This window comes from Mucilaginibacter sp. GW821-FHT07G05 (assembly GCF_059418565.1).
This window is the reverse complement of sequence record NZ_JBWKQC010000001.1, coordinates 15,010-37,696: the sequence shown is the minus strand read 5'-3', so window position 1 is coordinate 37,696 and position 22,687 is coordinate 15,010. Positions and strand designations below refer to the sequence as shown.

The following is a 22,687-nucleotide window of genomic DNA, read 5'->3' as shown; positions in this document are numbered from 1 at the left end:
AGCTTTGTTTCCTACTAAATAAACCTAATTTTAACACCTGTTAATATTATTTCTTTTTTCTATGTTCAAGCGTTTTTTAGCCTTGTCTATCTGTTCGTTAGCAATGGCTGCCTGCCAGTCGGCATCATCAGTTAATTCAGATCCTGCCTCAACAAACGGCGATAGCTCTGCCGTGTCGGCCACCACTACAACATCCGCGGCAGCGCCTAAAGGTAACCCTGCCGATGCCGCTACCATATTAGCCCGCAAGCAGGTACCGGTGCTATGCTATCACCAGATACGCGACTGGCGACCGAAGGATTCAAAAACAGCCAAGGATTATATTGTACCGATAGCCAACTTTAAAGAGCACATTAAAATGCTGGCCGATAGCGGCTACCATACCATACTGCCCGATCAATTGTACGATTACCTGGCTTACGGCACCGCGCTGCCGAGCAAACCCATCATGCTTACTTTTGACGATACCGACCTCGACCAATTCACCATTGCCGCGCCGGAATTAAAGAAGTATGGCTTTAAAGGGGTATACTTTATCATGACGGTATCCATAGGCCGGCCAAACTACATGAACAAGGAGCAGATCAAACAACTATCTGACGAAGGGAACGTAATTGCCAGCCATACCTGGGATCACCATAACTTTAAAAAATTCAGCGGGGAAGATTGGGTTACCCAAATTGATAAACCAACCAAAAAACTCGAAGAAATTACCGGCAAACCTATTAAATACTTTGCCTACCCGTTTGGCTTATGGAATGCAGAAGGTTTACCTGAACTAAAGAAACGCGGCTTCAAAGCAGCCTTCCAACTGGCCGAAAAGCGCGATCAGAATGATCCGCTGCTGACCATCAGAAGGATATTAGATAGCGGTTATTGGAGCACTAAGACTTTGCATAATAGTATTAAGAATAGCTTTTAACCCCCCAGCCCCCTGAAGGGGGAGCTTTTGAAAAGCATGGGTTGATTCAGAGAGCAAATTTATAATAGAGAAGGCCACGATAAATCGTGGCCTTCTCTATTATATCCGCTGTCACTGTAAAAGGGTTTCCAATTTATATTTTCTCCGTCAGCAAACAGCTTCGGGCGAAAACGGGCGGAACTTTGGTGGCCAGAAGCGCAAAGGCGGGCATAGTGAACTTGTTGCATGTGGTTGAGGAGATGAGCGGAGGGGCAAAAGTTCCAGCCCAAGTTCTGCACGGTTTGCGGGGCGATGGCCTTGTGCGTAAGAAGCCTTTTGCTGGACAAGGGTTTTGTTACTTTTGCCCTCAAAAGTAATGGGGCCCTGCGCCCAAGAGCAGACTAATGTTGATGGCAGCACAAACCTAAAACGCGACGAGATTGCTTCGTACCTCGCAATGACAATATTATAAAGACAACGAAGAATCTATCATATGCATCTTCAAAATGCAAACCGTATAATAAATTCTTCGTTCCTCAGAATGACAGAGATTATTAATATCTACAAATTCTCACCCTTTGGTCCGGCATCTTTATTAGATGCTGTAGTAGCCGAAGCGGTGCGCTCTTCTACCGGTGGACCCGGATCTCCGCTGTCGTTATCGGGTGTTACGGTGTGTATACGTTCATCGTCATCTTTCTTTTGTTCGGTTGGCTGGTTGCCTTTTGCAAGGTCATGCTCACCCGGTTCTGAATTTGATTGATCTTCATCCGGATCGCCGTGATTATTATTTACATCTTGTAGTTGCTCCGGCACATCGTCGTAATGCGCTTTATACTTTTCTTCGGTAATCATAGGTATGTATATTTAGTTTATCTTCTGGCTATCCATTTTATCGCTTCGTCCAACCGTTCTAAAGGAAACCCTCTCGACTTACCCGGTATCAGTATCCGGAACCAATTGCTGAACTGCTCTACCCCTTTTTGGTCGGTAACAACGGCAATTTTGTTCCATTTGGTAAAATGTTTAAGCCCAATTTTTATATCCTGCCATAAGGCGCCTGCTGTAAAGTTTTTTATATCGGTTTCTAATACTAATAAATAATTTATTTCTCCATGCTGCTCAACCATATTGTTCAAATGCGGTATCAGCACAGTATCTATATCTTCCCTCGTCACCTTGCCTACAGCATGTATACCCACTACATGCACCGGCATATCATTTATAAATTGAAGCATGTATGGTAGATGTTATCATAGCCATCAATGTCAAATACCATACCATGCAGTTAATTATTATAAAGTTCAAAGAAATTAATTCAACCCAAGTATTTTACCCGTTGGATAACGTGCATAAGTGTCCACTGATAATTTTTTGATTTATAGTATCTTTGTGCGTGCAATCACGTTCGGCAAATAGTAAACTGATAAAAGAAGCGGCTAAACAGCTGGGCTTTCTTTTTTGCGGAATATCAAAAGCCGAGTTTTTAAAACAGGAAGCGCCAAGGCTCGAACTGTGGTTAAAAAAGAACATGCATGGCGAAATGCAGTACATGGAAAACCACTTTGATAAACGCCTCGACCCGCGCCTGCTGGTAGACGGTGCCAAATCGGTGATCTCGTTAGGGGTTAATTATTATACCGATGCCGTGCAGGCCGACCCTGATGCCCCCAAAATTTCGCGTTACGCTTACGGTGCCGATTATCACCATGTGATAAAGGATAAGCTGAAACAACTACTACAGATCATCAACGAGCAGATTGGCGAAGTTGGTGGTCGTGTGTTTGTTGATTCGGCCCCGGTGCTGGATAAAGCCTGGGCAAAAAAATCGGGCATGGGCTGGATAGGTAAGAACAGTAACCTTATCAGCAAAAAAACAGGATCGTTCTTTTTCCTGGCCGAACTCATTATCGACCTTGAACTGGAATACGATATTGAACCCACCGCCGACCATTGCGGGAGCTGCACCCGTTGCATTGATGCCTGCCCTACTGATGCCATTGTTGGGCCCTACGTGGTTGATGGCAGCCGTTGCATCTCCTACCTCACTATCGAACTGAAGAACGAAATACCTGCCGAATTTAAAGATAAAATGGACGGCTGGATGTTTGGCTGCGATATTTGCCAGGAGGTATGCCCCTGGAACCGGTTTTCGGTATTGCATAACGAGCCTGCTTTTGATCCGCACCCTGATATTTTGGGGTTAACCGGTAACGACTGGCAGGAACTCACTGAAGATGTATTTAAGAAGGTATTCCAAAAATCGGCAGTTAAGCGTACCAAGTTTAGCGGACTGCAACGTAACATCAGCTTTTTGAAACCCAGCGGCAATTTCGACAGCCAATAAAAAAGCGGGCAGGAATCGCTCCCACCCGCTTAAAAACTATAAAAACGAATAAATAAAAACCAAATTATTTCAACAAGCCATCCAGCGTAACTGATGCGTAGTACAGCGCGCCAATAGTTGGGCCACCGGCATACTGAATGTATTGTTTGTTGAACAGGTTTGATCCACCCACTTTAAATGTTGCATTGTAGGTAGGCACTTTAAGGCTAACCTGCGCGTCAAATGTATGGATGGCGGCCACTGTACCTGTAACCAGCGGGCTCTCCCATAAGAAAGATTGCTGCCATTTGTAAACCACGTTAAAGCCAACATTCTTCACAATTTCGCGGTTACCGAATGATACGTTACCCGACCATTTTGGTGTATTGAAACCGGTAACGAAGATATCGGCGGATTCCTGCGATTGCATTTTGTTGAAGCTGGCGTTGGTTGATATGGTGTATCTTTTATAAAAGTTATAAGTGATACCTGCCGATGAACCGTAGTTGTTGTAGATGTTTTTAGCATTGGTATATACACGGTAACGGCTTTGGCCTAAGCTTGCCGCGTTATTGGCAGTAGCGGTTGTAGGGTCGCGGTTAATATCAAGCATGGCTAATACAGCTTCATCACTACCAACCTTAACACCGTTTGGTACAAACACCTGCACCTGGCCTAAGAAACCATTGTAACGGTTGGTATAAGCATCAATATCGAAAAAGATCTTGTTATCGAAGAAGATACCTTTATAGCCTACCTCGTACGAAGTGATCTGCTCCGGACGGGCTTCAGGCAGGTTAGCTACCTTCAGCAAGCCTTTGTTGGCTAAAGCTGTTGCATCAGTACCGCTGCCGGTAGTGGCTGCATTTACAGCTGCGTTAAATGCTACTACTGATGATTGCGTGTAGCTGTTCTCCAGGTAACCTAAACCTTCGTTAATTAAAGGTAAGCTACCCACACGTTTAACACGACCATTGTTTACATAAGATAATGCCTCGAACAATGATGGGAAACGATAACCATTCTGGAAGGTGAACCTGAAGTTATGGTTAGTGTTTGGCGAATAAACCGCTGCCAAACGAGGTGTAAATTTAGGGTCGTAGTAAGGGTTGTAATCTCCGCGGATTGAAGCGAATAGTTTCAACTTCTCATCAAAGAAGGTTTTGGTAGCTTGCGCGAAGGCACCGTATTTTTTATAGTATACGTTATCGCCAAAACCACCGCCCGGTAATTCGGTATTTCTATCGGCAATTGAACGGGTAAAGTCAACAAAGTTGTTACCATCAGGCGTGATCTGGTAAATACGGGCATCAGCGCCAACCAACAGGTCGACCACTTTTACACGGTTTGTTAAATCCCATTGCGCTTCGGCGTTGTACATGTGGCTTTTTTGTACCAAAGCCGCACCACCGGTTACAGGGGCATCAGGTATCAGGCTCGATTTAATATCCCAGTTATTGATACCGGTAATGGTTTTCTTCAAATCTCTGAAAGCCTGTGTTCCCGGTTCTGCACGACCTGCATCAGCGGCAATACGGGCAGCCTGTGTAGCAGCGGCAAGGTTAGCCGATGTTAGCGAACCGCCATTTGCAGCAGCATAAGCGGTAAGGGCGTTTTTATAAGCGGTACCCCATGCAGAGTTGCTTTTGTTATAAAGATCAAGGTTATCGGCCAGTGGCTTTACGTTGTATGAGTCGCCGGTATTTTCGATAGACTCATAGGCACGTACTAAAAACTCTTTGCCTTTCAGCTCCAGTTTATGGTTTTGTACAGTTGCGCCCTGTAAAGATATTTTGTTACCACGTTGAAAAACACCATCCATACGGCCGTAACGATAGGTATACGATAAGGTAGTGTTCTCATTCAATTTGTAAAACAAACTACCGTCTAACTTAAGGTTAGTTACTTTAGGATCAACCAAATCAATCTCATTGTAACCTGTACGGGCCACGGTAAGGTTCGGGCGTGCTACACCATCAACGGTAAGCCCACGGATAACAACCGTATTACTGCCTGCAAGGGCATCGTCACCATATTTATTCCAGCCATCATAAGCGGTGTTGTTGGCGCCTGTAAGTTCCGGGAATAACGGATTGGCTGTTTTAAGGTTAGAAGGGTTTTGATCTTTACGGGTATTTGACTGCCAATCCTGTCCCTGCAAGTAACTTGCATTCACTTTAAAGGCAAATTTATCATTGAATGATTTCGCATAGCGGAAAGCATCCTCAGTGATCAGGCTTGGGCTTATACCTCTGCCGTCAACATGGTTAACACCTGTGCGGTGGTAAAAGCTGAAACCCTGGTAAATAAAAGGATCTTTAGTTAATAAGTTTGATAAACCGTTAAGCGCGTTGGTACCATATAAAGCGGCCGCGGCACCCGGGGTTACCTCAATGCTGGCAATATCCAGCTCGGTGGGGCCAATAGCGTTACCCAGTGGTACACCTAATGTAGCCGATTGCATATCAACACCATCAACCAACTGCATAAACCTGAAGTTGTTAGGGCTGTTAAAACCCCTTGTATTAGGCACTTTGAGGGTTAAACTGGTAGTGGTCATCTGCACGCCTTTTACGTTCTCTAATGCATCGTAAAAGCTTGGGCCGGGCGATTGCTTGAGCGCGTTGATGCTCAACTTTTCGATAGCTACCGGTGAGCGCAGCAAACGTTCCTCTTTACGCGAAGCGGTTACTACCACCTCGTTAATTAATAACGATTGCGATACCAGTTGTACATTAAGCGCGCTATTGGCGTTTTCAATTAAAAATTCTTGTGGTTTGTAACCTACCGTGGTAAACACTAAAGTGTAAGGGAATTTAGCATTGGTAGTAATTTTAAATACCCCCTCTTTATTGGTAGAGGTGCTGGTAGTGGTACCTTTAATGGCTACGGTTGCGCCTTCAAGGGCTTTACCCTGATCGTCGTTAACTTTTCCACTAAGTATATAGCTGCCATTGAGTTGCGCGTAACTTACACCCGGTAAAAGGGCTAAAAAGAGCACAATAATCTTAAAAGATTGAGTAAAAATTTTCATTAAAAATAGTTTAAAGTTTAGAGTTACTGATTGTGAGTTGAATTAAAAAATGTTGTATACTGAAGAAAAAAGAGGGGGATTCAGCAACAACAGCATGCAGTTTGGCCTTGCATATTTAAAGATGAATAGAAAGTGGTGCCGGTGGTTGTATTATACATTTCCTATGGATTTGGTAGACAAAAATATTAATAATATTTTAACACACAATATTTATTTCAAATAATTATAAAATTGTTCATTTTATGTACAAATAATACCATTTTATACACATATAGATAAAAACAGACCATAAATTTCAGATATTAGCCAACATTCAGTCATAAAGGCATACAAACAGGCATTTTTGATTGATTTCAACATTATTTCATTAAAATGTCATTCAATTACCATCGAATTATTATAAAAATAGGCTCAAACGTACTCACCCAACCCAACGGATTGCCCGACCTGAAACGGATTACCCACCTGGTTGAGCAAATTGCCGCTATTAAAAAACAAGGTATCGAGGTGGTATTGGTATCATCGGGCGCGGTAGCCTCGGGCAGAAGTTTGATCACCGTGTCTGAAAAATTTGATGCCGTGGCGGCGCGTCAGTTACTGGCCTCTATTGGGCAGGTAAAACTCATCAATACCTATGCTAACCTATTTGAAAAGCACGAGATGCTTTGCTCGCAGGTATTGGTAACCAAAGAAGATTTTAGGGACAGGCTGCATTACCTTAATATCAAAAACTGCCTCGATCTTTTACTACAGCACCAGGTACTCCCCGTGGTGAACGAAAACGATGTGGTATCGGTAACCGAACTAATGTTTACCGATAATGACGAATTGGCCGGATTGATCGCCTCTATGCTGAACGCGCAGGCGCTGATCATTTTAACCAATGTAGATGGCATTTATGATGGCGACCCTAAACTGGATACTTCAAAAGTGATAGCGGAGATCAATAATAAAGGCGTGGATTTCTCCTCCTTTGTATCGTCGGACAGGTCGCAGTTTGGGCGTGGCGGCATGATCACCAAGACTCACATGGCCCAAAAGGTGGCTCAATTGGGCATTGCCGTACATATAGGCAACGGAACCAAAGAAAACATACTTACAGACATACTGGAAGGCAAAGCCCCGCATACGCGCTTTATTCCGCATAAAACGGCATCGGGCAAAAAGAAATGGATAGCTCATTCCGAAACATCGGCTACGGGTATAGTTGAAATAAATGCGGGCGCTAAGGCGGCGCTTAATTCGAGCAAAGCCACCAGCCTGTTGCCTGTGGGCATATCTAAAATAAAAACCGATTTTAAAAAAGGTGATATTATTAAACTCGTTGATGAGCATAACGCGCTGGTAGGTTTAGGCATTGCCGAGTATGGTGCCGAAAAAGCGAAAGAGCGCCTTGGCCAAAAGAACCAAAAGGCACTGGTGCATTATGATTACCTTTATTTACAATAACATTGAACCAATGAGCTATACCAGATATTTTGAAAAGGCCGTTGCCGCAGGCAGAACCATCGCGGCTGTATCAAACGATACCATTAACAAAGTTTTAATCGAAATTGCCGATGCTGCCATTGCAGCTACCGATACCATACTTGCCGAAAACAAGAAAGATCTTGATCGTATGGACGTGAACGACCCGAAATACGACAGGCTTAAACTTACCTCCGACCGTATTAAAGGCATAGCGGCAGATATTGTCAGTGTGACTAAGCTGGCAAGTCCGTTAGGAAAAGTATTGTCCTCGAACGATCTGCCAAATGGCCTTTCCATTTCAAAGGTAAGCGTGCCGTTGGGCGTGGTGGGAGTAATTTACGAGGCAAGACCAAATGTTACCTTTGATGTATTCGCGCTTTGCTTTAAAACAGGCAATGTTTCGGTATTAAAAGGCGGCAGCGATGCCGATTTCTCTAACAGGGCTATCATCAGCATTATCCATCAGGTACTCGAAGCCAACAATATCGATATCAACGTGGCCACATTGCTCCCTGCCGAACGCGAAGCTACCGATGCTTTGCTAAACGCAGTTGGCTATGTAGATGTGCTCATCCCTCGGGGAAGCCAGGGCCTGATCAACCATGTGCGCGATAATAGCAAAGTACCCGTAATTGAAACGGGCGCAGGTATAGTACATACTTATGTAGATGAAAGCGGCGATACCCAACAGGCCACCGATATTGTATTTAATGCCAAAACCCGCAGGGTAAGCGTATGCAACGCGCTCGATTGCCTTATTATCCATTCGTCGCGTTTAAATGACCTTGCAGCTATTACATTGCCACTGGCGGGTAAGCAGGTGGAGATATTTGCCGACGAACCGGCTTACAAGGTATTGCAAGGCCACTACCCTGCCGAACTTTTAAAGCAGGCTGAAGCCAAGCATTTCGGGATAGAATTTCTCGATTATAAAATGGCCATAAAAACGGTAGGCAGCTTTGATGCCGCGCTGGAACACATCGCCGTAAATAGTTCAAAACACAGCGAGGCCATTATCACCGAAAACGCGGCAAACGCCGAGCGTTTTTTAAACCTCGTTGATGCCGCGGCGGTATACGTAAATGCCTCCCCCGCTTTTACCGATGGCGCGCAATTTGGCCTTGGAGCCGAAATAGGCATCAGTACTCAAAAACTGCATGCCCGGGGCCCAATGGCACTGGAAGAATTAACAAGTTATAAATGGTTAGTTAAAGGCAACGGACAGGTGCGTAATCCTTAAAAATATATAGTACTAAGTATTCAGTTTTTAGTTTGGAAAATCTGGGGAGCAAGTAAACTTGCTCCCCAGATTAGTTTTGTGGCTATCAGTTACCAAATCAGGTAGTTCACAGTTGCCAACACACAAATAACCACAAGTATAACACCTTGTAATTTCTGCTCGATCGTCAAGTGGTTTATTGTTTCCATTTGTCTTATTGAATTAGGGTATAACAAATCTATATTCTACCGAAAAAAATGCAATAGCACGTCGCACTTTTAGCAATATTTTAACAAAAAAGTAATGTGAATTTTATAGTGTCGAAATATGCTTTTCTTTAATATTAAAAATGCAACAAACATGTTCTAACATTGAAATTCACACATTCCCCAAAGCGCTGAAAACATGCTTTTTGGAGTAGGTAAATCGTATTTTTCATCGTTTTTTGTAAAAAATACAATTATTGGTGTTTGGTGAACATTTAAAATGACGCGAAACAATTTATCAGAAACGTGTTTTTATCATCATAATATTTTACCATGGAGATCCTTTCTATCAACCCCGCTAACGGCAAAACCATCAAAAAATACAGCGCGCACAGCGATAAGCAGGTCGACAAAAAAATACAGCAAACCCATACCGCCTGGCTCAACTGGCGCACCTCCCCGCGCGAAGAGCGCAGTCGCCTGCTCAACAATATGGCCACCGTGTTAACCGAACGTAAAGACGAACTGGCAAAACTAATGGCACTTGAAATGGGCAAGCCATTAGCACAAGGTGTAGCCGAAATAGAAAAATGCGCCGCCGTATGCGAATATTATGCAACCAACGCTGCCGAACATTTAAAAGACCAGCTGATTAAAACAGATGCCTCAAAAAGCTTCGTCAGTTTTCAGCCGTTGGGTGTGGTGCTGGCAATTATGCCGTGGAACTTTCCCTTCTGGCAGGTGTTCCGCTTTTTAGCGCCTGCTTTGGCGGCGGGCAATTGCGGGGTACTTAAACATGCCTCAAATGTACCCGGTTGCGCATTGGCCATTCAGGATATTGTAAAGGCTGCCGGTTTTCCGCAGCATGTGTTTCAAACCTTGCTGGTGGGTAGTAGCAAGGTAGATGCCATTATAGCCAATAAACATATACAGGCCGTCACGCTTACTGGCAGTACAGGCGCCGGTATTAAGGTAGCGCAAAAGGCAGGTTCTTTATTAAAAAAGACCGTATTAGAACTGGGCGGCAGCGACCCATATATTATATTAGAGGATGCCGATTTGGAACTTGCTGCCGAAACCTGTGTAAACAGTCGCCTTATTAATGGTGGGCAAAGCTGCATTGCGGCTAAGCGCTTCATCGTAGTAAAATCGGTAGAAAAACAGTTTACCAAGTTATTCCTGCAAAAAATGGAAGCCAAAAAGATGGGCGATCCGTTTGAAGAAGGGGTAGATGTTGGCCCGCAAGCACGTATCGATCTGCGCGATGAATTACACAAGCAGGTAAGGCAGGCCGTTAAGCAGGGTGCCAAATGTATATTAGGCGGCGAAATACCCAAAGGTGTTAACGCTTTTTATCCGCCTACCATATTAACCAAAGTAAACGACAGCAATATCGCTTTCCAGGAGGAACTCTTTGGGCCGGTAGCCGCCATCATTTCGGCTAAAGACGAAAACGACGCCATTCGCCTGGCCAACAAAAGTGTGTTCGGTTTAGGATCGGCGGTATTTACTAAAGATAAAAAACGCGGCGAACTCATTGCCACCACCCTTATAGAAGCAGGCTCCTGCTTTGTAAACTCACTCGTAAAGTCAGACCCACGCCTGCCCTTCGGCGGCATCAAACAATCCGGCTACGGCCGTGAGTTAGGCATGTTCGGTATACATGAGTTTGTGAATATTAAAACGGTATTTATAGCGTAGGGGTTGTCTGAACTGGAATTTTTGGAATTTAAGAGTGTCTGAATCAGAATTTTCAGAATTTAAGAATTTACAGAATTCGAGGGGATTGATTGAAGGATGCACAATCTAAAGGCTTATATATAAAGGGAGGATTGACAACTTTTGAAAAGTTGCTTCTTTTTCGTCAGCAAACAGCTTCGGGTGAAAGCGGGCAGAACTGTGGAGCCCACGAGCGCAAAGGCGGGCATAGGAACTTGTTGCACGTGGGGAGGAATAGCGTGGCGGGGCAAAAGTTCCAGCCCCAGGTTCTGCACGATTTGCAGGGTATGGCCTTGTGCGGCAAAGAAGCCTTTTGCTGGACAAGCCTTTTGTTGCTTTTGGGCTCAAAAGCAATGGGGCACTGCGCCCAAGAGCAGACTAACGTTAATTACAGCACAAACCCACCTTAAGCTTCTTTACTTTCCAAAACCATCATTCCAAAACACAATTTATTCCTGTTACAATTATATTGGGTTACATTTTTACATAAGTTGTATTAAGATTATAGTAACGAGAATATATTCTATAATTACTTTATATAAATTCAGTAATATTTTGGTTAACAATAATTATTAATCAATAGTTAACTGCCACGGTCGCGGTATTATGAATTTTGTAAAGCTTTTATTCTGAATAATTTCTTGTTACCTATTATCAAATCACAACCTTATTTCAATACACTTATGACCATTAAAAAAACTTTAAAAATAACCGGCTGGATTGTGCTGGGCATCATATCTATTGTTCCTATTTATCTGTTATCAGCCTATACCCTATCGCGTATCAGTGTAGACAGAGAAGCCGGATCCGGCAATGATGTGGCGGTATACCTGATCACCAACGGCGTGCATACCGACCTCGTGCTGCCTGCAAAAAGCAAACACATAAACTGGACCGACGAGATAAAATACAGCAATACCAAAGGCAAAGATACTACGGCCGCTTATGTGGCATTTGGCTGGGGCGATAAAGGCTTCTACCTCGAAACACCTACCTGGGCCGACCTGAAAGCAAGTGTTGCTTGCAGGGCTGCCTGCGGGTATGGCAGCAGTGCCATGCATGCCACCTTTTATAAGCAGGTACGTGAGGACAGTACATCGGTAAAGATAATGATGAGCAATGCGCAGTATGGTCGTTTGGTTAGCTACATTAAAGGTAGTTTCCGTACCGATGCCGGTCGGCATTTTATGAATATACCAACCAATGCCAATTATGGTAACAGCGATGCCTTTTACGAAGCCAAAGGCAGCTACAGCATTTTCCATACCTGCAATACCTGGACAAACAACGCCCTCAAAAGCTGCGGCCAAAAAGCTTGCTTATGGACGCCTTTTGATACGGGATTGTTTTATCAGTATGGGAGGTGAACTGAATTTGATTGTCTGAACCGGAATTTTTAGAATTTAAAGGATGTCTGAACTAGAATTTTTAGAATTTAGGAATTTACAGAATTGTGGAGCTACTTGTTCGTGTGCTTATTCGGGCTTATTGTTCAGTGCTCTTTGTGGTTCAAGGTGTTAGTTGGTTCGCGTTAGGGATTGGAGCGGATACCGGCCAATGTGGCTAAGGCCTATGGAGTATGAGCGAAAAGCCCGGCCGAAGGCAACGCCCAAATACTAATCTGCTTTATTCAGTTATACTTTAAATTGCACCAGTAACTTGTAATTGCCTCACATATTTAATGCTAAACATCATCATAAAACATAAAATATAACGCCTTGAACCGCCAGCCTCCCCTATCACCAAACAGTCAAAATATCAATTTGGTAGCGCTTAAAAATTACATTTAGTATCTTTGCACACAATATGAGTAAGCACGGTAGGATCTTAGTGGCAATGAGTGGCGGAGTTGATAGTTCGGTAGCGGCAGTTATGCTGCATGAGCAGGGCTATGAAGTGATAGGCCTTACCATGAAAACCTGGGACTACGCTTCATCGGGCGGCAGCTCAAAAGAAACCGGCTGTTGCAGCCTGGATAGTATTAACGATGCCCGCGCTTTGGCGGTGGGTTATGGCTTTCCGCATTATATACTGGATATCCGCAATGAGTTTGGCGATTTCGTTATCGATAACTTTGTTGACGAATACCTGGCTGGTCGTACCCCTAACCCGTGTGTTTTATGTAACACCCATATTAAGTGGGATGCCTTATTAAAACGTGCCGATAAATTGGATTGCGAATTTATAGCTACCGGACATTACGCTAACATCCGTCAGCATGATAACGGCAGGCATGTAATATCACGTGGTAAAGATCTTAATAAAGATCAATCGTACGTGCTTTGGGGTGTATCACAGCAAAACCTCGCGCGTACTAAATTCCCATTGGGTAGTTTCTCAAAACCGGAGATAAGGCAAATGGCCCTGGATATGGGGCAAATGGAACTGGCCGGCAAAAGCGAAAGCTACGAAATATGCTTTGTACCCGATAACGACTACAGAGCCTTTTTAAGACACAAGGTAGAAGACCTTGACGAACGTGTAGGCCAGGGCAACTATGTGCTTACAGATGGCACCGTAGTGGGCAAGCACGAAGGATATCCGTTCTACACCATCGGTCAGCGTAAGGGTTTGGGCATTGCTTTGGGCAAACCTATGTTTGTTACCGGCATACAACCGGCTACCAATACTGTGGTATTAGGCACAGCCGATGAACTGGAGCGCAAGCAAGCCTGGGTTAAAAACCTTAACCTCATAAAATACGAAACCATAAAAGAGCCTATTGAGGCCATCACCAAAATAAGATATAAGGATGCAGGCACCGAAAGCAGCATTGTGCAAATGGGCGAACACATGAAGGTGGATTTCCATCATAATGTATCGGGCATTGCGCCGGGTCAATCGGCTGTTTTTTACGAAGGTAACGACCTCCTTGGCGGTGGTTTCCTGTTGTAAAAAGCGGTCTGCTTTTTATCGTTTCAAACAATACCAATACTTATTTTATTAATAAAATATAAAAATTAAGGGCGAACTAAGTTTGCGTTTCCCTTACTTTATGTTTTATTTGCAAAAAAATCACCGCTTAAATGGCTAAAAATTTACTGATAGTTGAATCACCGGCGAAGGCCAAGACCATTGAGGGATACCTCGGTAAAGACTTCACCGTAAAATCAAGTTACGGACATATTCGTGATTTGGTGAAGTCTGAAGATGCTATTGATATAGCCAATAACTTCGAACAAAAATACGAGGTACCCGCCGATAAGAAGCAGGTAGTAAGCGAATTAAAGAAACTTGCTAAAGAGGCCGAAATGGTATGGCTCGCATCCGATGAGGACCGCGAGGGAGAAGCTATTTCATGGCACCTTTTCGATACTTTAAATCTTAAAGAAGCGACTACCAAACGTATCGTTTTCCACGAGATCACCAAACCGGCTATTTTACGTGCCATTGAAAATCCGCGTAAAATTGACTACAACCTGGTAAATGCCCAGCAGGCACGCCGCGTTTTAGACCGATTGGTGGGCTTTGAACTTTCACCTGTTTTATGGAAAAAAGTTAAGCCGTCATTGTCGGCCGGCCGCGTACAATCGGTAGCCGTGCGTTTGATAGTGGAACGCGAGCGCGAGATCAATAAATTTAACAGCGAAGCCGCTTTTAAAATAGTAGCCATATTTGGCAAAGGCAAAGAAGCTTTTAAGGCCGAACTGCCCGAGCGTTTCGCCCAACAGGAAGATGCCGAGAAATTTTTACAGGATTGTATCGGGGCCGATTTTAATATCCGCTCCTTAGATACCCGTCCTGCCAAACGCTCGCCTGCCGCGCCGTTCACTACATCTACCCTGCAACAGGAGGCCAGCCGCAAATTGGGCTTTTCGGTATCGCGTACTATGTCGGTAGCGCAAAAGCTGTATGAGTCGGGTAATATTACCTATATGCGTACCGATTCGGTAAACCTGTCTGACACAGCGCTGGCTGCCGCGGCGCAGGAGATCAACAGCGCTTATGGCGAAAAATACTATCAGCACCGTAAATACAAAACCAAAAGCGCCAGCGCGCAGGAAGCTCACGAAGCCATTAGGCCTACTTATTTCAACGCCCATACTATTGAGGGCGATGCTTCTGAAAAGCGTTTGTATGAACTGATCTGGAAACGTGCCATCGCATCTCAAATGAGTGAAGCACAGTTTGAAAAAACAACGGCAAGGATCTCTATATCAAAACGTAAAGAAGAACTGGTTGCCAATGGCGAGGTGATGAAGTTTGATGGTTTCCTGAAGGTTTACCTCGAATCGCACGATGATGAGGATGATGCCCAGCAGGAAGGCGAGAACGCCATATTGCCGCCATTAACACAAGGTCAGTTGTTGGATCTGCAAGAGTTAACCGCTACAGAAAGGTTCTCCCGCCCGCCTGCCCGTTATACCGAGGCAAGCTTGGTGAAGAAACTGGAAGAACTGGGCATCGGCCGACCGTCGACCTACGCTCCTACCATATCAACCATACAAAACCGTGGTTATGTGGTGAAAGAAGAGCGCGAGGGCAAGCAAAGGCAGTTCCGTGTGTTAACGCTTAAGGGCGATAACATTACGAAACAAGAAAAAACGGAGAACACCGGTGCCGAACGTAACAAACTATTCCCTACGGATATTGGCGCTGTTGTGAACGACTTTTTAGTACAGCACTTTAACGGCATTGTTGATTTTAACTTTACCGCCAGTGTTGAAAAACAATTTGACGAAATTGCCCAGGGTCTTAAAGAGTGGACGGATATGCTCCGCAAGTTCTACGATCCTTTCCATAAAGATGTAGAAAACACCATTGAAACGGCCGACAAGGCCCGTGGCGAACGTGATTTGGGTGCACACCCTGAGAATGGCAAAAAGGTATCGGTACGTATTGGTCGTTACGGCCCGTTTGTGCAAATTGGCGAGGTTGACGAAAACAATAAAGAAGACAAACCGCTATACGCCAGCCTGCGCAGCGGCCAAAGTATAGAAACCATAAGCCTTGCTGATGCACTTGAATTGTTTAAACTGCCTAAAAAGGCCGGTGTATATGAGGATAAGGACATGACGGTGGCTATTGGCAAGTTTGGCCCTTACATCAGGCACAACAGCGCGTTCTACTCATTGCCTAAAGGGCTCGATCCGCTGGATGTGAGCGAGGAAATGGCTATCGAGATCATCAATGAGAAACGTAAAAAGGATATCGAGAAGTTGATCAAGGCTTTTGACGAAGACCCTGAAGTAAAAATATTGAACGGACGCTGGGGCCCGTATATTGAATTTGGCAAACAGAACGTTAAAATACCGAAAGATAAAGATCCGCTTACGCTTACGTTTGAAGAGTGTAAAGCATTAGCCGCCGAAGCTGATAAAGAGCCTAAAAAAGGCAAAAAGAAGTTCCCGGCGAAAACAGCGGCTAAACCTGCTGCCAAGGCAGCGGCCAAAAAGAAATAATTAATTGATGGCCTGAGTGGCTGATCGGGAAGGTTATGATAAAATAATCACCCCCGGTTAGCCACTCACCCACCATCAACACAATGCATTTAAAAATGATAAAAGACCTTCCCGATAATACAGTACAGGATATTGCTGTTGGTGTGGCGCTGGAAAGCGAAAGCATTGAGAGCAAGGTTTGGTATGTTTACCTCATCAATTTGAAAAAGGAAGCTATTGAAAATGTATTGATCACCTCGAAAGGCTATGGTGAAAAAGACGGCGAACAGGTAAAAACCTCTACCCTGCGCCACATGTTCCCGAAGGTTGAGGCGGGCGCGTTCAAAATAATAGAGCCTATTGATGAGCAAACCTTCGGCCTTACCAACGAGTACTGGTTAAGCTACTACATAGGCAAAGATATCTACGACAAAAAGTTCATTTTTTTGCCCGAAAGCATTGTAGATATGAACCTCATAAAACTACCGGTTGTAAACAAACCCGGTGTTATGATTAAGTAACAGTCGTTATTGAATAACTACAGGTAGCCCCGTTAACCTGTTCTGCTACAAAAACATAATACTTTAATATTTATTTAGCTTCAAAGGCCATAAAGCCATAAAAATATACCGCTACTTCTTTGGAGCGGATATGGCATAGGATTATATTTACTTCAAAATATACCTAAAATATGGAATCCGAACGCAATCTTTTTTATCAGCGTAAGAGATTGATCACTATTGGCGTGGCCCTGGTACTGATCTTTGTTGTTAGTTACTTCTTTATCCATCGTCCGCAAAAATTAGCCGTTGACCCGGCATTTAGCAAGTATATCGAATCGTACACCGCCGGGGTAATTTCAAAGGGCAGCACCATCCGCATAAAACTGGCCGGCGAGGTACAAACCACCCACCAGCAAAACGAACAACTGAGCGATGGCGTGTTTGATTTTTCACCGTCAATAAAAGGTAAAGCGTATTGGATAGATGCCCGCACCATCGAGTTCAGGCCAGATGAAAAGCTGGAACCCGGTAAAAGCTACGATGCCGAATTCAACCTGAAAAAGGTGATAGACGTTCCCGACCAGTACAAGCATTTCAACTTCGATTTTCAAACCGTTAAACCCGATTTTACGGTATCATTTGCCGGTTTGCGTACCGCTACCAATACTTCTTTAGACAAAATGAAGCTGAGCGGCAGTATACAAACCGCCGATATTGAAGACCCAACCGCCGTAGAAAAAATTATAACAGCCAATTATACCTCAGCTGTTAAGGTAGCCTGGCAACACAATAACGTTACCAAGGTACACCAGTTTACTGTAACAGGCCTTAACCGTAGTGCAGGTAAACCGAACCCGCTCACCGTAAACTGGGATGGTGGCAGTCTTGATGTAGATAAGCAAGGCAAGCAGGACTTTGTTATACCCGCCATTGGCGATTTTAAGATCCTGGCTATTCGTGCCGTGCAGGATAACGATCAATACGTGGAGATCCAATTTTCAGATGCCATATTGATCGGGCAGGAACTGAACGGACTCATCAGCATTAATAACGTTACCGAACCGGCTTACACCATTGATGGCAGCGTGGTAAAAGTTTACGCGCCCGAACGTTTGCAGGGCAATTATACCGTAACTGTAAACGAGGGTATCGAGAATATCTCGCGTAAAAAGATCACCAAACCATATACAGGTAACGTATTCTTTGAAAATCGCCTGCCATCGGTAAGTATACCGGGCAAGGGGGTGATACTGCCAGATTCGGGCAAACTGATGATGCCATTTGAAGCCGTTAACCTGAACGCGGTTGACGTAACTATTATCAAGGTATACGAGAACAACGTACCTCAATACTTTCAAAACAATGGTTTCGATGGTGGTTTTGAATTAAGGCAGGTTGGTCGCCCGGTGGTACAAAAAACTATCAGGTTAGATGACGATAAGGGATTAAACCTGAGCAAGAAGAATCGCTTTATGCTGGATATAGACCAGCTGTTACGCACCGAACCGGGCGCTATTTACCGTGTGGTGATCGGTTTCCGTAAAGATTACTCTTTGTACAACTGCAAGCTGGGCGGCAATGTTAAGGCCGATAATGATGATGAGGATTCGGAAAGCGACTATGGCTACTCTTACGGCGGCGATAATACCAGCAAGGTAAGCGACGAGGATGACGAGTTTTGGTCGAGATACGATAATTACTATCCCGAAGATTACAACTGGGAGCAGCGCGATGATGCCTGTACCAACTCCTATTTCACTAAGCAGCGTTGGGCAACCCGCAATATTATCGCGTCAAACATTGGCCTGATAGCCAAACGTGGCAGTGACAACAGCATGCTGGTGGCTGTAACCAACATTTTAAGTGCGCAGCCGATGCCGGGCGTAGAACTGCAATTGCTGGATTACCAAAAGCAGGTAATCTTTAAAACAGCATCTGATGCGGATGGTATGGCTAAATTCGACCTGAAACGCAAGCCTTACCTATTGGTTGCCAAATTCAATAACGAACGCGGCTACCTTAAACTTGATGATGGCAGCTCGCTCTCCTTAACCCGTTTTGATGTAAGCGGCGAACAAGTGCAGAGCGGCTTAAAAGGCTTTATTTACGGGGAGCGCGGTGTATGGCGACCGGGCGACCCTTTATACCTCACTTTTATTTTAGAGGATAAATTGAAAACCTTACCGGCAGATCATCCCGTTGAGTTTGAACTTTACAATCCTACAGGGCAATTATATAAAAGGATCACCCAAACAAAATCTTTAGATGGGTTTTATAATTTCCAAACCGCTACCGAACTCTCATCTCCTACCGGTAACTGGACAGCCAAGGTAAAAGTTGGGGGGGCCGTGTTTGAGAAAAAGATTAAGATAGAAACCATTATGCCTAACCGCTTAAAGCTTGACCTGTCTTTCGGCGGGGCAAGTGAATTGACCAAGGGCAGCGGTTTGAATGGTGCTTTATCTGCCAGGTGGTTATTTGGTGGTACGGCTCAAAACTTGAAAGCTAAGGTTGATGCCTTTTTATCGGCACAAACCACCAGCTTTAAAAAGTTTGAAGATTATACGTTTGACGATCCTACCCTTGCCTTCAATACCCAAACCCAAACTGTATTCGACGGCAAGCTGAACGAAAACGGTGTGGCATCGGTAAATACCGACATCAACGTAGAAAACCAGGCACCGGGGCAATTACGGGCTAACTTCCTGGTGAAAGTGTTTGAACCGGGCGGCAGCTTCAGCATTAACCAAATTGCCTTGCCTTACAATGTATACCAGGGTTATGTGGGCATAAAAACGCCGAAAGGCAGCGAACAATCAGACATGCTGGTTACCGGTAAAGACCACGTAATTGATATTGCCGATGTAGATACCAAAGGCAACCTGTTACCGGGCACACGCAATGTAGAGGTTGAACTGTACAAAATACAATGGCGCTGGTGGTGGGATCAAAGCGATAACCAGCTAAGCAACTTTACCCAGGACAAATACAACAAACTGATAAAAACCGAGAATGTTAGCGTAACCAACGGTCGCGGTAAGTGGCAGTTCCGTATTAACCAGGCTGATTGGGGACGTTACCTCATCAAAATCAAAGACCCTCAAACAGGGCACTCAACCGGTAAGATCATATATGTAGACTGGCCAAACTGGTCGGAAAGGTTGCAGAAGGATAACCCTACCGAGGCAGCTATGTTATCGTTCACTTCTGATAAAAAAGCTTATAAAGTTGGCGACGATGCCACACTGACCATACCAACCAGCAGTGATGGCCGCGCGCTTATCAGTTTTGAAAATGGCAGCAAGGTGCTTAAAACAGTTTGGATAGATACTAAGAAAGGCCAAACCCAGTACAACTTTAAGGTGGAGCCCGAAATGGCACCCAATATATTTGTGAACGTTACACTCTTACAACGTCACGCGCAAACGGTTAACGACTTGCCGATACGCATGTACGGGGCGATCAATCTATCGGTAGAAAACCCTGAAACCATACTGAAACCGGTAATTGCCATGGCCGATAAAATAAGGCCCGAAACAAAATCGGCCATCACGGTATCAGAAGCCAACGGCAAGGAAATGACCTATACCATAGCTATTGTGGATGAAGGCTTGCTGGATATCACGGGCTTTAAAACGCCTGATCCACATGAGGCTTTCTATGCACGTGAAGCGCTCGGCGTTAAAACCTGGGACTTGTTCGATTATGTGATCGGCGCGTTTGGCGGTGGTTTAGAGCGAATATTGAGCATAGGCGGTGATGGCACTAACGGCGCAAAGAAGAACGTATCGGTAAATAGGTTTAAACCGGTGGTTAAATTCCTGGGGCCGTTCCATCTCAATGCAGGCGAAAAGCAAACGCAGCAGTTCACCCTTCCGCAATATATCGGTTCGGTTAAGGCGATGGTAATTGCAGGGCACAACGGTGCTTATGGCTTTGCCGACAAGGCCGTGGCTGTTAAAAAACCGTTGATGATATTGGCTACCCTTCCGCGTGTACTGGCCCCTACCGAAAAGATCCAGTTGCCGGTTACGGTGTTCGCTATGGAGAACAACATCAAAACGGTAAGCTTACAGGTACAGTCAAACGCGTTCAGCAATTTGGCAGGCAACAATACTAAAACGGTAACCTTTACCAAAACCGGCGACCAGATGGTAACCTTCGACCTTAATGTGAAGGACTTTGTAGGCGTGGGCAAGGTTAAAATAGTTGCTAAAAGCGGTTCGGAAACAGCGGCTTATGATGTTGAGTTAAACATACGTAACCCTAACCCGCCAATAACCCGCATACTGCAAAAAGAACTGGTACCGGGCGAAACATGGAACACCGCTTACGCCGCGATAGGTATGGCGGGCACCAATAAAGCCACATTGGAGGTATCCTCTATCCCATCGTTAAACCTGGCTAAGCGTTTAACTTACCTTATTCAATACCCGCATGGTTGCGTAGAGCAAACTACATCGTCGGTTTTCCCGCAGTTGTATCTGAACCAGATCATCGATCTTTCATCGCGCGAGAATGCCGAGAGTATCCGCAACATTAAGGCAGCTATTAACCGGCTCAATAGTTTCCAGGTGAGCGATGGCGGTTTGAGTTACTGGCCTAATGGTGGCGAAGCCGACGAATGGGGTACCAACTATGCCGGTCACTTTATGCTGGCGGCACAGGCCAAAGGCTATAGCCTGCCGGTTGGCTTTATTGAACGGTGGAAGAAATTCCAGAAACAAAAAGCACTGGGCTGGGCACCCGACAGCCGTAGTTTTTACGGTGCCGATCTTACTCAGGCCTACCGCCTGTACCTGCTTGCTTTGGCACGCTCACCGGAATTAGGGGCCATGAACAGGCTGCGCGAGTTTCAATACTTAAGCGTTGAAGCCAAATGGAGGCTTGCAGCGGCCTATAAGCTTTCCGGACAACCAGAAGTAGCAACACGCCTAACACAGGGCTTAGCAACCACTATTAAGCCATACAACGGCATGTACGGCACCTACGGATCCGACCTGCGCGATGAGGCCATGATATTGGAAACCCTCACGCTGCTTGGTCAGCAAAAACGCGCGGCAGCCATGATGATTACCGTGGCAGCAAAACTGGCACAAGATGACTGGTACAGTACCCAAACTACCGCTTACGCTTTATTGGCCGTTGCCGATTATTGCGGGGAGAACAAGAACGGCAGCAAGCTATCATTCAACTACCAGGCTACGGGCAGCAGCGCAAGCATCAATTCTGCATCGTATTTGTGGCAGGCAGATGTAGCAGCCAACGGCGGTAAAGCATTGGTTAAAAACACAGGTAAAAACAGGTTATACATCAGGCTGATACAACGCGGACAACCATCGGCAGGCCAAAATGTGGTAACCAGCATTAAGCCGGATCTACTCACCATGAAAGTGGCCTATTTTACATTAGGCGGCAAACTGCTCGACCCTGCGAAACTAAAACAGGGTACCGATTTTGTAGCGCAGGTTACGCTTAAAAATCCGGGCAGGCAGGGCGCATACAATAACATGGCGCTAACGCAGATCTTCCCTTCGGGATGGGAGATCTTGAACAGCCGCATGATGAACAACGACGAAGCATTTAAATCGTCGCCATCAGACTACAGGGACATTAGGGATGACAGGGTGAATACCTATTTCAGTCTGAATGCTAACCAGGAAGTAACCTATTATGTAATGCTCAACGCGGCGTATGCAGGTACCTACTTCCAACCGGCAACCTATTGCGAAGCCATGTACAATTCATCTATAAATGCCTTAATAAAAGGCCAGTGGGTTGAAGTTATAAAGTAATTATTGCACCGATAAATCAAAAGAGCCTGTATCGTTGATGATGATACAGGCTCTTTTATTTGTACTAAGCCTTAGATCTTGAATCACCAATTGCTACTATCGAATAAATAATACTATCTTAACTTTGTGAGCT

The 22,687-nt window shown here is 44.8% G+C and carries 13 protein-coding genes; 10 read left to right on the top strand and 3 right to left on the bottom strand.

Translation table 11 applies throughout. The annotated features are described in order from the left end of the window. Nucleotides 1-61 precede the first annotated feature (61 nt). Complete coding sequence (locus tag AC07NA_RS00135) at nt 62-922, top strand: polysaccharide deacetylase family protein (protein WP_494894604.1); 861 nt, start codon at nt 62-64, stop codon at nt 920-922. Nucleotides 923-1,462: 540 nt separating this feature from the next. Here the strand turns inward: AC07NA_RS00135 and AC07NA_RS00130 are convergent. Both AC07NA_RS00130 and AC07NA_RS00125 read right to left on the bottom strand, forming a co-directional pair. Then, nucleotides 1,463-1,756, bottom strand: a complete 294-nt coding sequence (locus AC07NA_RS00130) for a hypothetical protein (protein WP_494894602.1) — start codon at nt 1,754-1,756, stop codon at nt 1,463-1,465. A gap of 17 nt (nt 1,757-1,773) precedes the next feature. Then, nucleotides 1,774-2,139: a SpoIIAA family protein gene (locus AC07NA_RS00125; RefSeq protein WP_345209777.1), complete on the bottom strand. Its 366-nt coding sequence runs from the start codon at nt 2,137-2,139 to the stop codon at nt 1,774-1,776. A gap of 158 nt (nt 2,140-2,297) precedes the next feature. Here AC07NA_RS00125 and queG point away from each other — a divergent pair, with 158 nt between their 5' ends. After that, entirely contained in the window at nt 2,298-3,248 is a 951-nt protein-coding gene (queG, locus tag AC07NA_RS00120) for a tRNA epoxyqueuosine(34) reductase QueG (protein ID WP_494894599.1), read from the top strand. A 64-nt stretch (nt 3,249-3,312) separates the two neighbouring features. Here the strand turns inward: queG and AC07NA_RS00115 are convergent, their stop codons facing one another. After that, nucleotides 3,313-6,261 carry a TonB-dependent receptor gene (locus AC07NA_RS00115; protein WP_494894597.1) on the bottom strand — a complete coding sequence of 983 codons (2,949 nt, stop codon included), beginning with the start codon at nt 6,259-6,261 and terminating at the stop codon, nt 3,313-3,315. A gap of 372 nt (nt 6,262-6,633) precedes the next feature. Here AC07NA_RS00115 and proB point away from each other — a divergent pair, with 372 nt between their 5' ends. The 8 genes from proB to AC07NA_RS00075 all read left to right on the top strand — a co-directional run bounded on the left by proB (nt 6,634) and on the right by AC07NA_RS00075 (nt 22,554). Next, a complete protein-coding gene (gene proB / locus AC07NA_RS00110; RefSeq protein WP_345209780.1) occupies nt 6,634-7,710 on the top strand; it encodes a glutamate 5-kinase in 1,077 nt (358 codons plus the stop codon). Between the two features lie 10 nt (nt 7,711-7,720). Continuing rightward, complete coding sequence (locus AC07NA_RS00105) at nt 7,721-8,971, top strand: glutamate-5-semialdehyde dehydrogenase (protein WP_494894595.1); 1,251 nt, start codon at nt 7,721-7,723, stop codon at nt 8,969-8,971. 518 nt (nt 8,972-9,489) lie between these two features. Further along, nucleotides 9,490-10,857, top strand: coding sequence for an NAD-dependent succinate-semialdehyde dehydrogenase (locus tag AC07NA_RS00100; protein ID WP_494894593.1), 1,368 nt, complete (start codon nt 9,490-9,492; stop codon nt 10,855-10,857). Nucleotides 10,858-11,558: 701 nt separating this feature from the next. Beyond that, nucleotides 11,559-12,242, top strand: a complete 684-nt coding sequence (locus tag AC07NA_RS00095; RefSeq protein ID WP_494894591.1) for a TIGR02117 family protein — start codon at nt 11,559-11,561, stop codon at nt 12,240-12,242. Between the two features lie 439 nt (nt 12,243-12,681). Then, nucleotides 12,682-13,770, top strand: a complete 1,089-nt coding sequence (mnmA, locus tag AC07NA_RS00090; RefSeq protein WP_345209784.1) for a tRNA 2-thiouridine(34) synthase MnmA — start codon at nt 12,682-12,684, stop codon at nt 13,768-13,770. 131 nt (nt 13,771-13,901) lie between these two features. Beyond that, entirely contained in the window at nt 13,902-16,277 is a 2,376-nt protein-coding gene (topA, locus tag AC07NA_RS00085; RefSeq protein WP_494894590.1) for a type I DNA topoisomerase, read from the top strand. A gap of 95 nt (nt 16,278-16,372) precedes the next feature. Beyond that, nucleotides 16,373-16,777, top strand: coding sequence for a hypothetical protein (locus AC07NA_RS00080; RefSeq protein WP_494894588.1), 405 nt, complete (start codon nt 16,373-16,375; stop codon nt 16,775-16,777). A 170-nt stretch (nt 16,778-16,947) separates the two neighbouring features. Beyond that, on the top strand, nt 16,948-22,554 hold the full coding sequence (locus AC07NA_RS00075; RefSeq protein WP_494894587.1) for an alpha-2-macroglobulin family protein: 5,607 nt from the start codon (nt 16,948-16,950) through the stop codon (nt 22,552-22,554). The last annotated feature ends 133 nt before the right edge of the window (nt 22,555-22,687 follow it).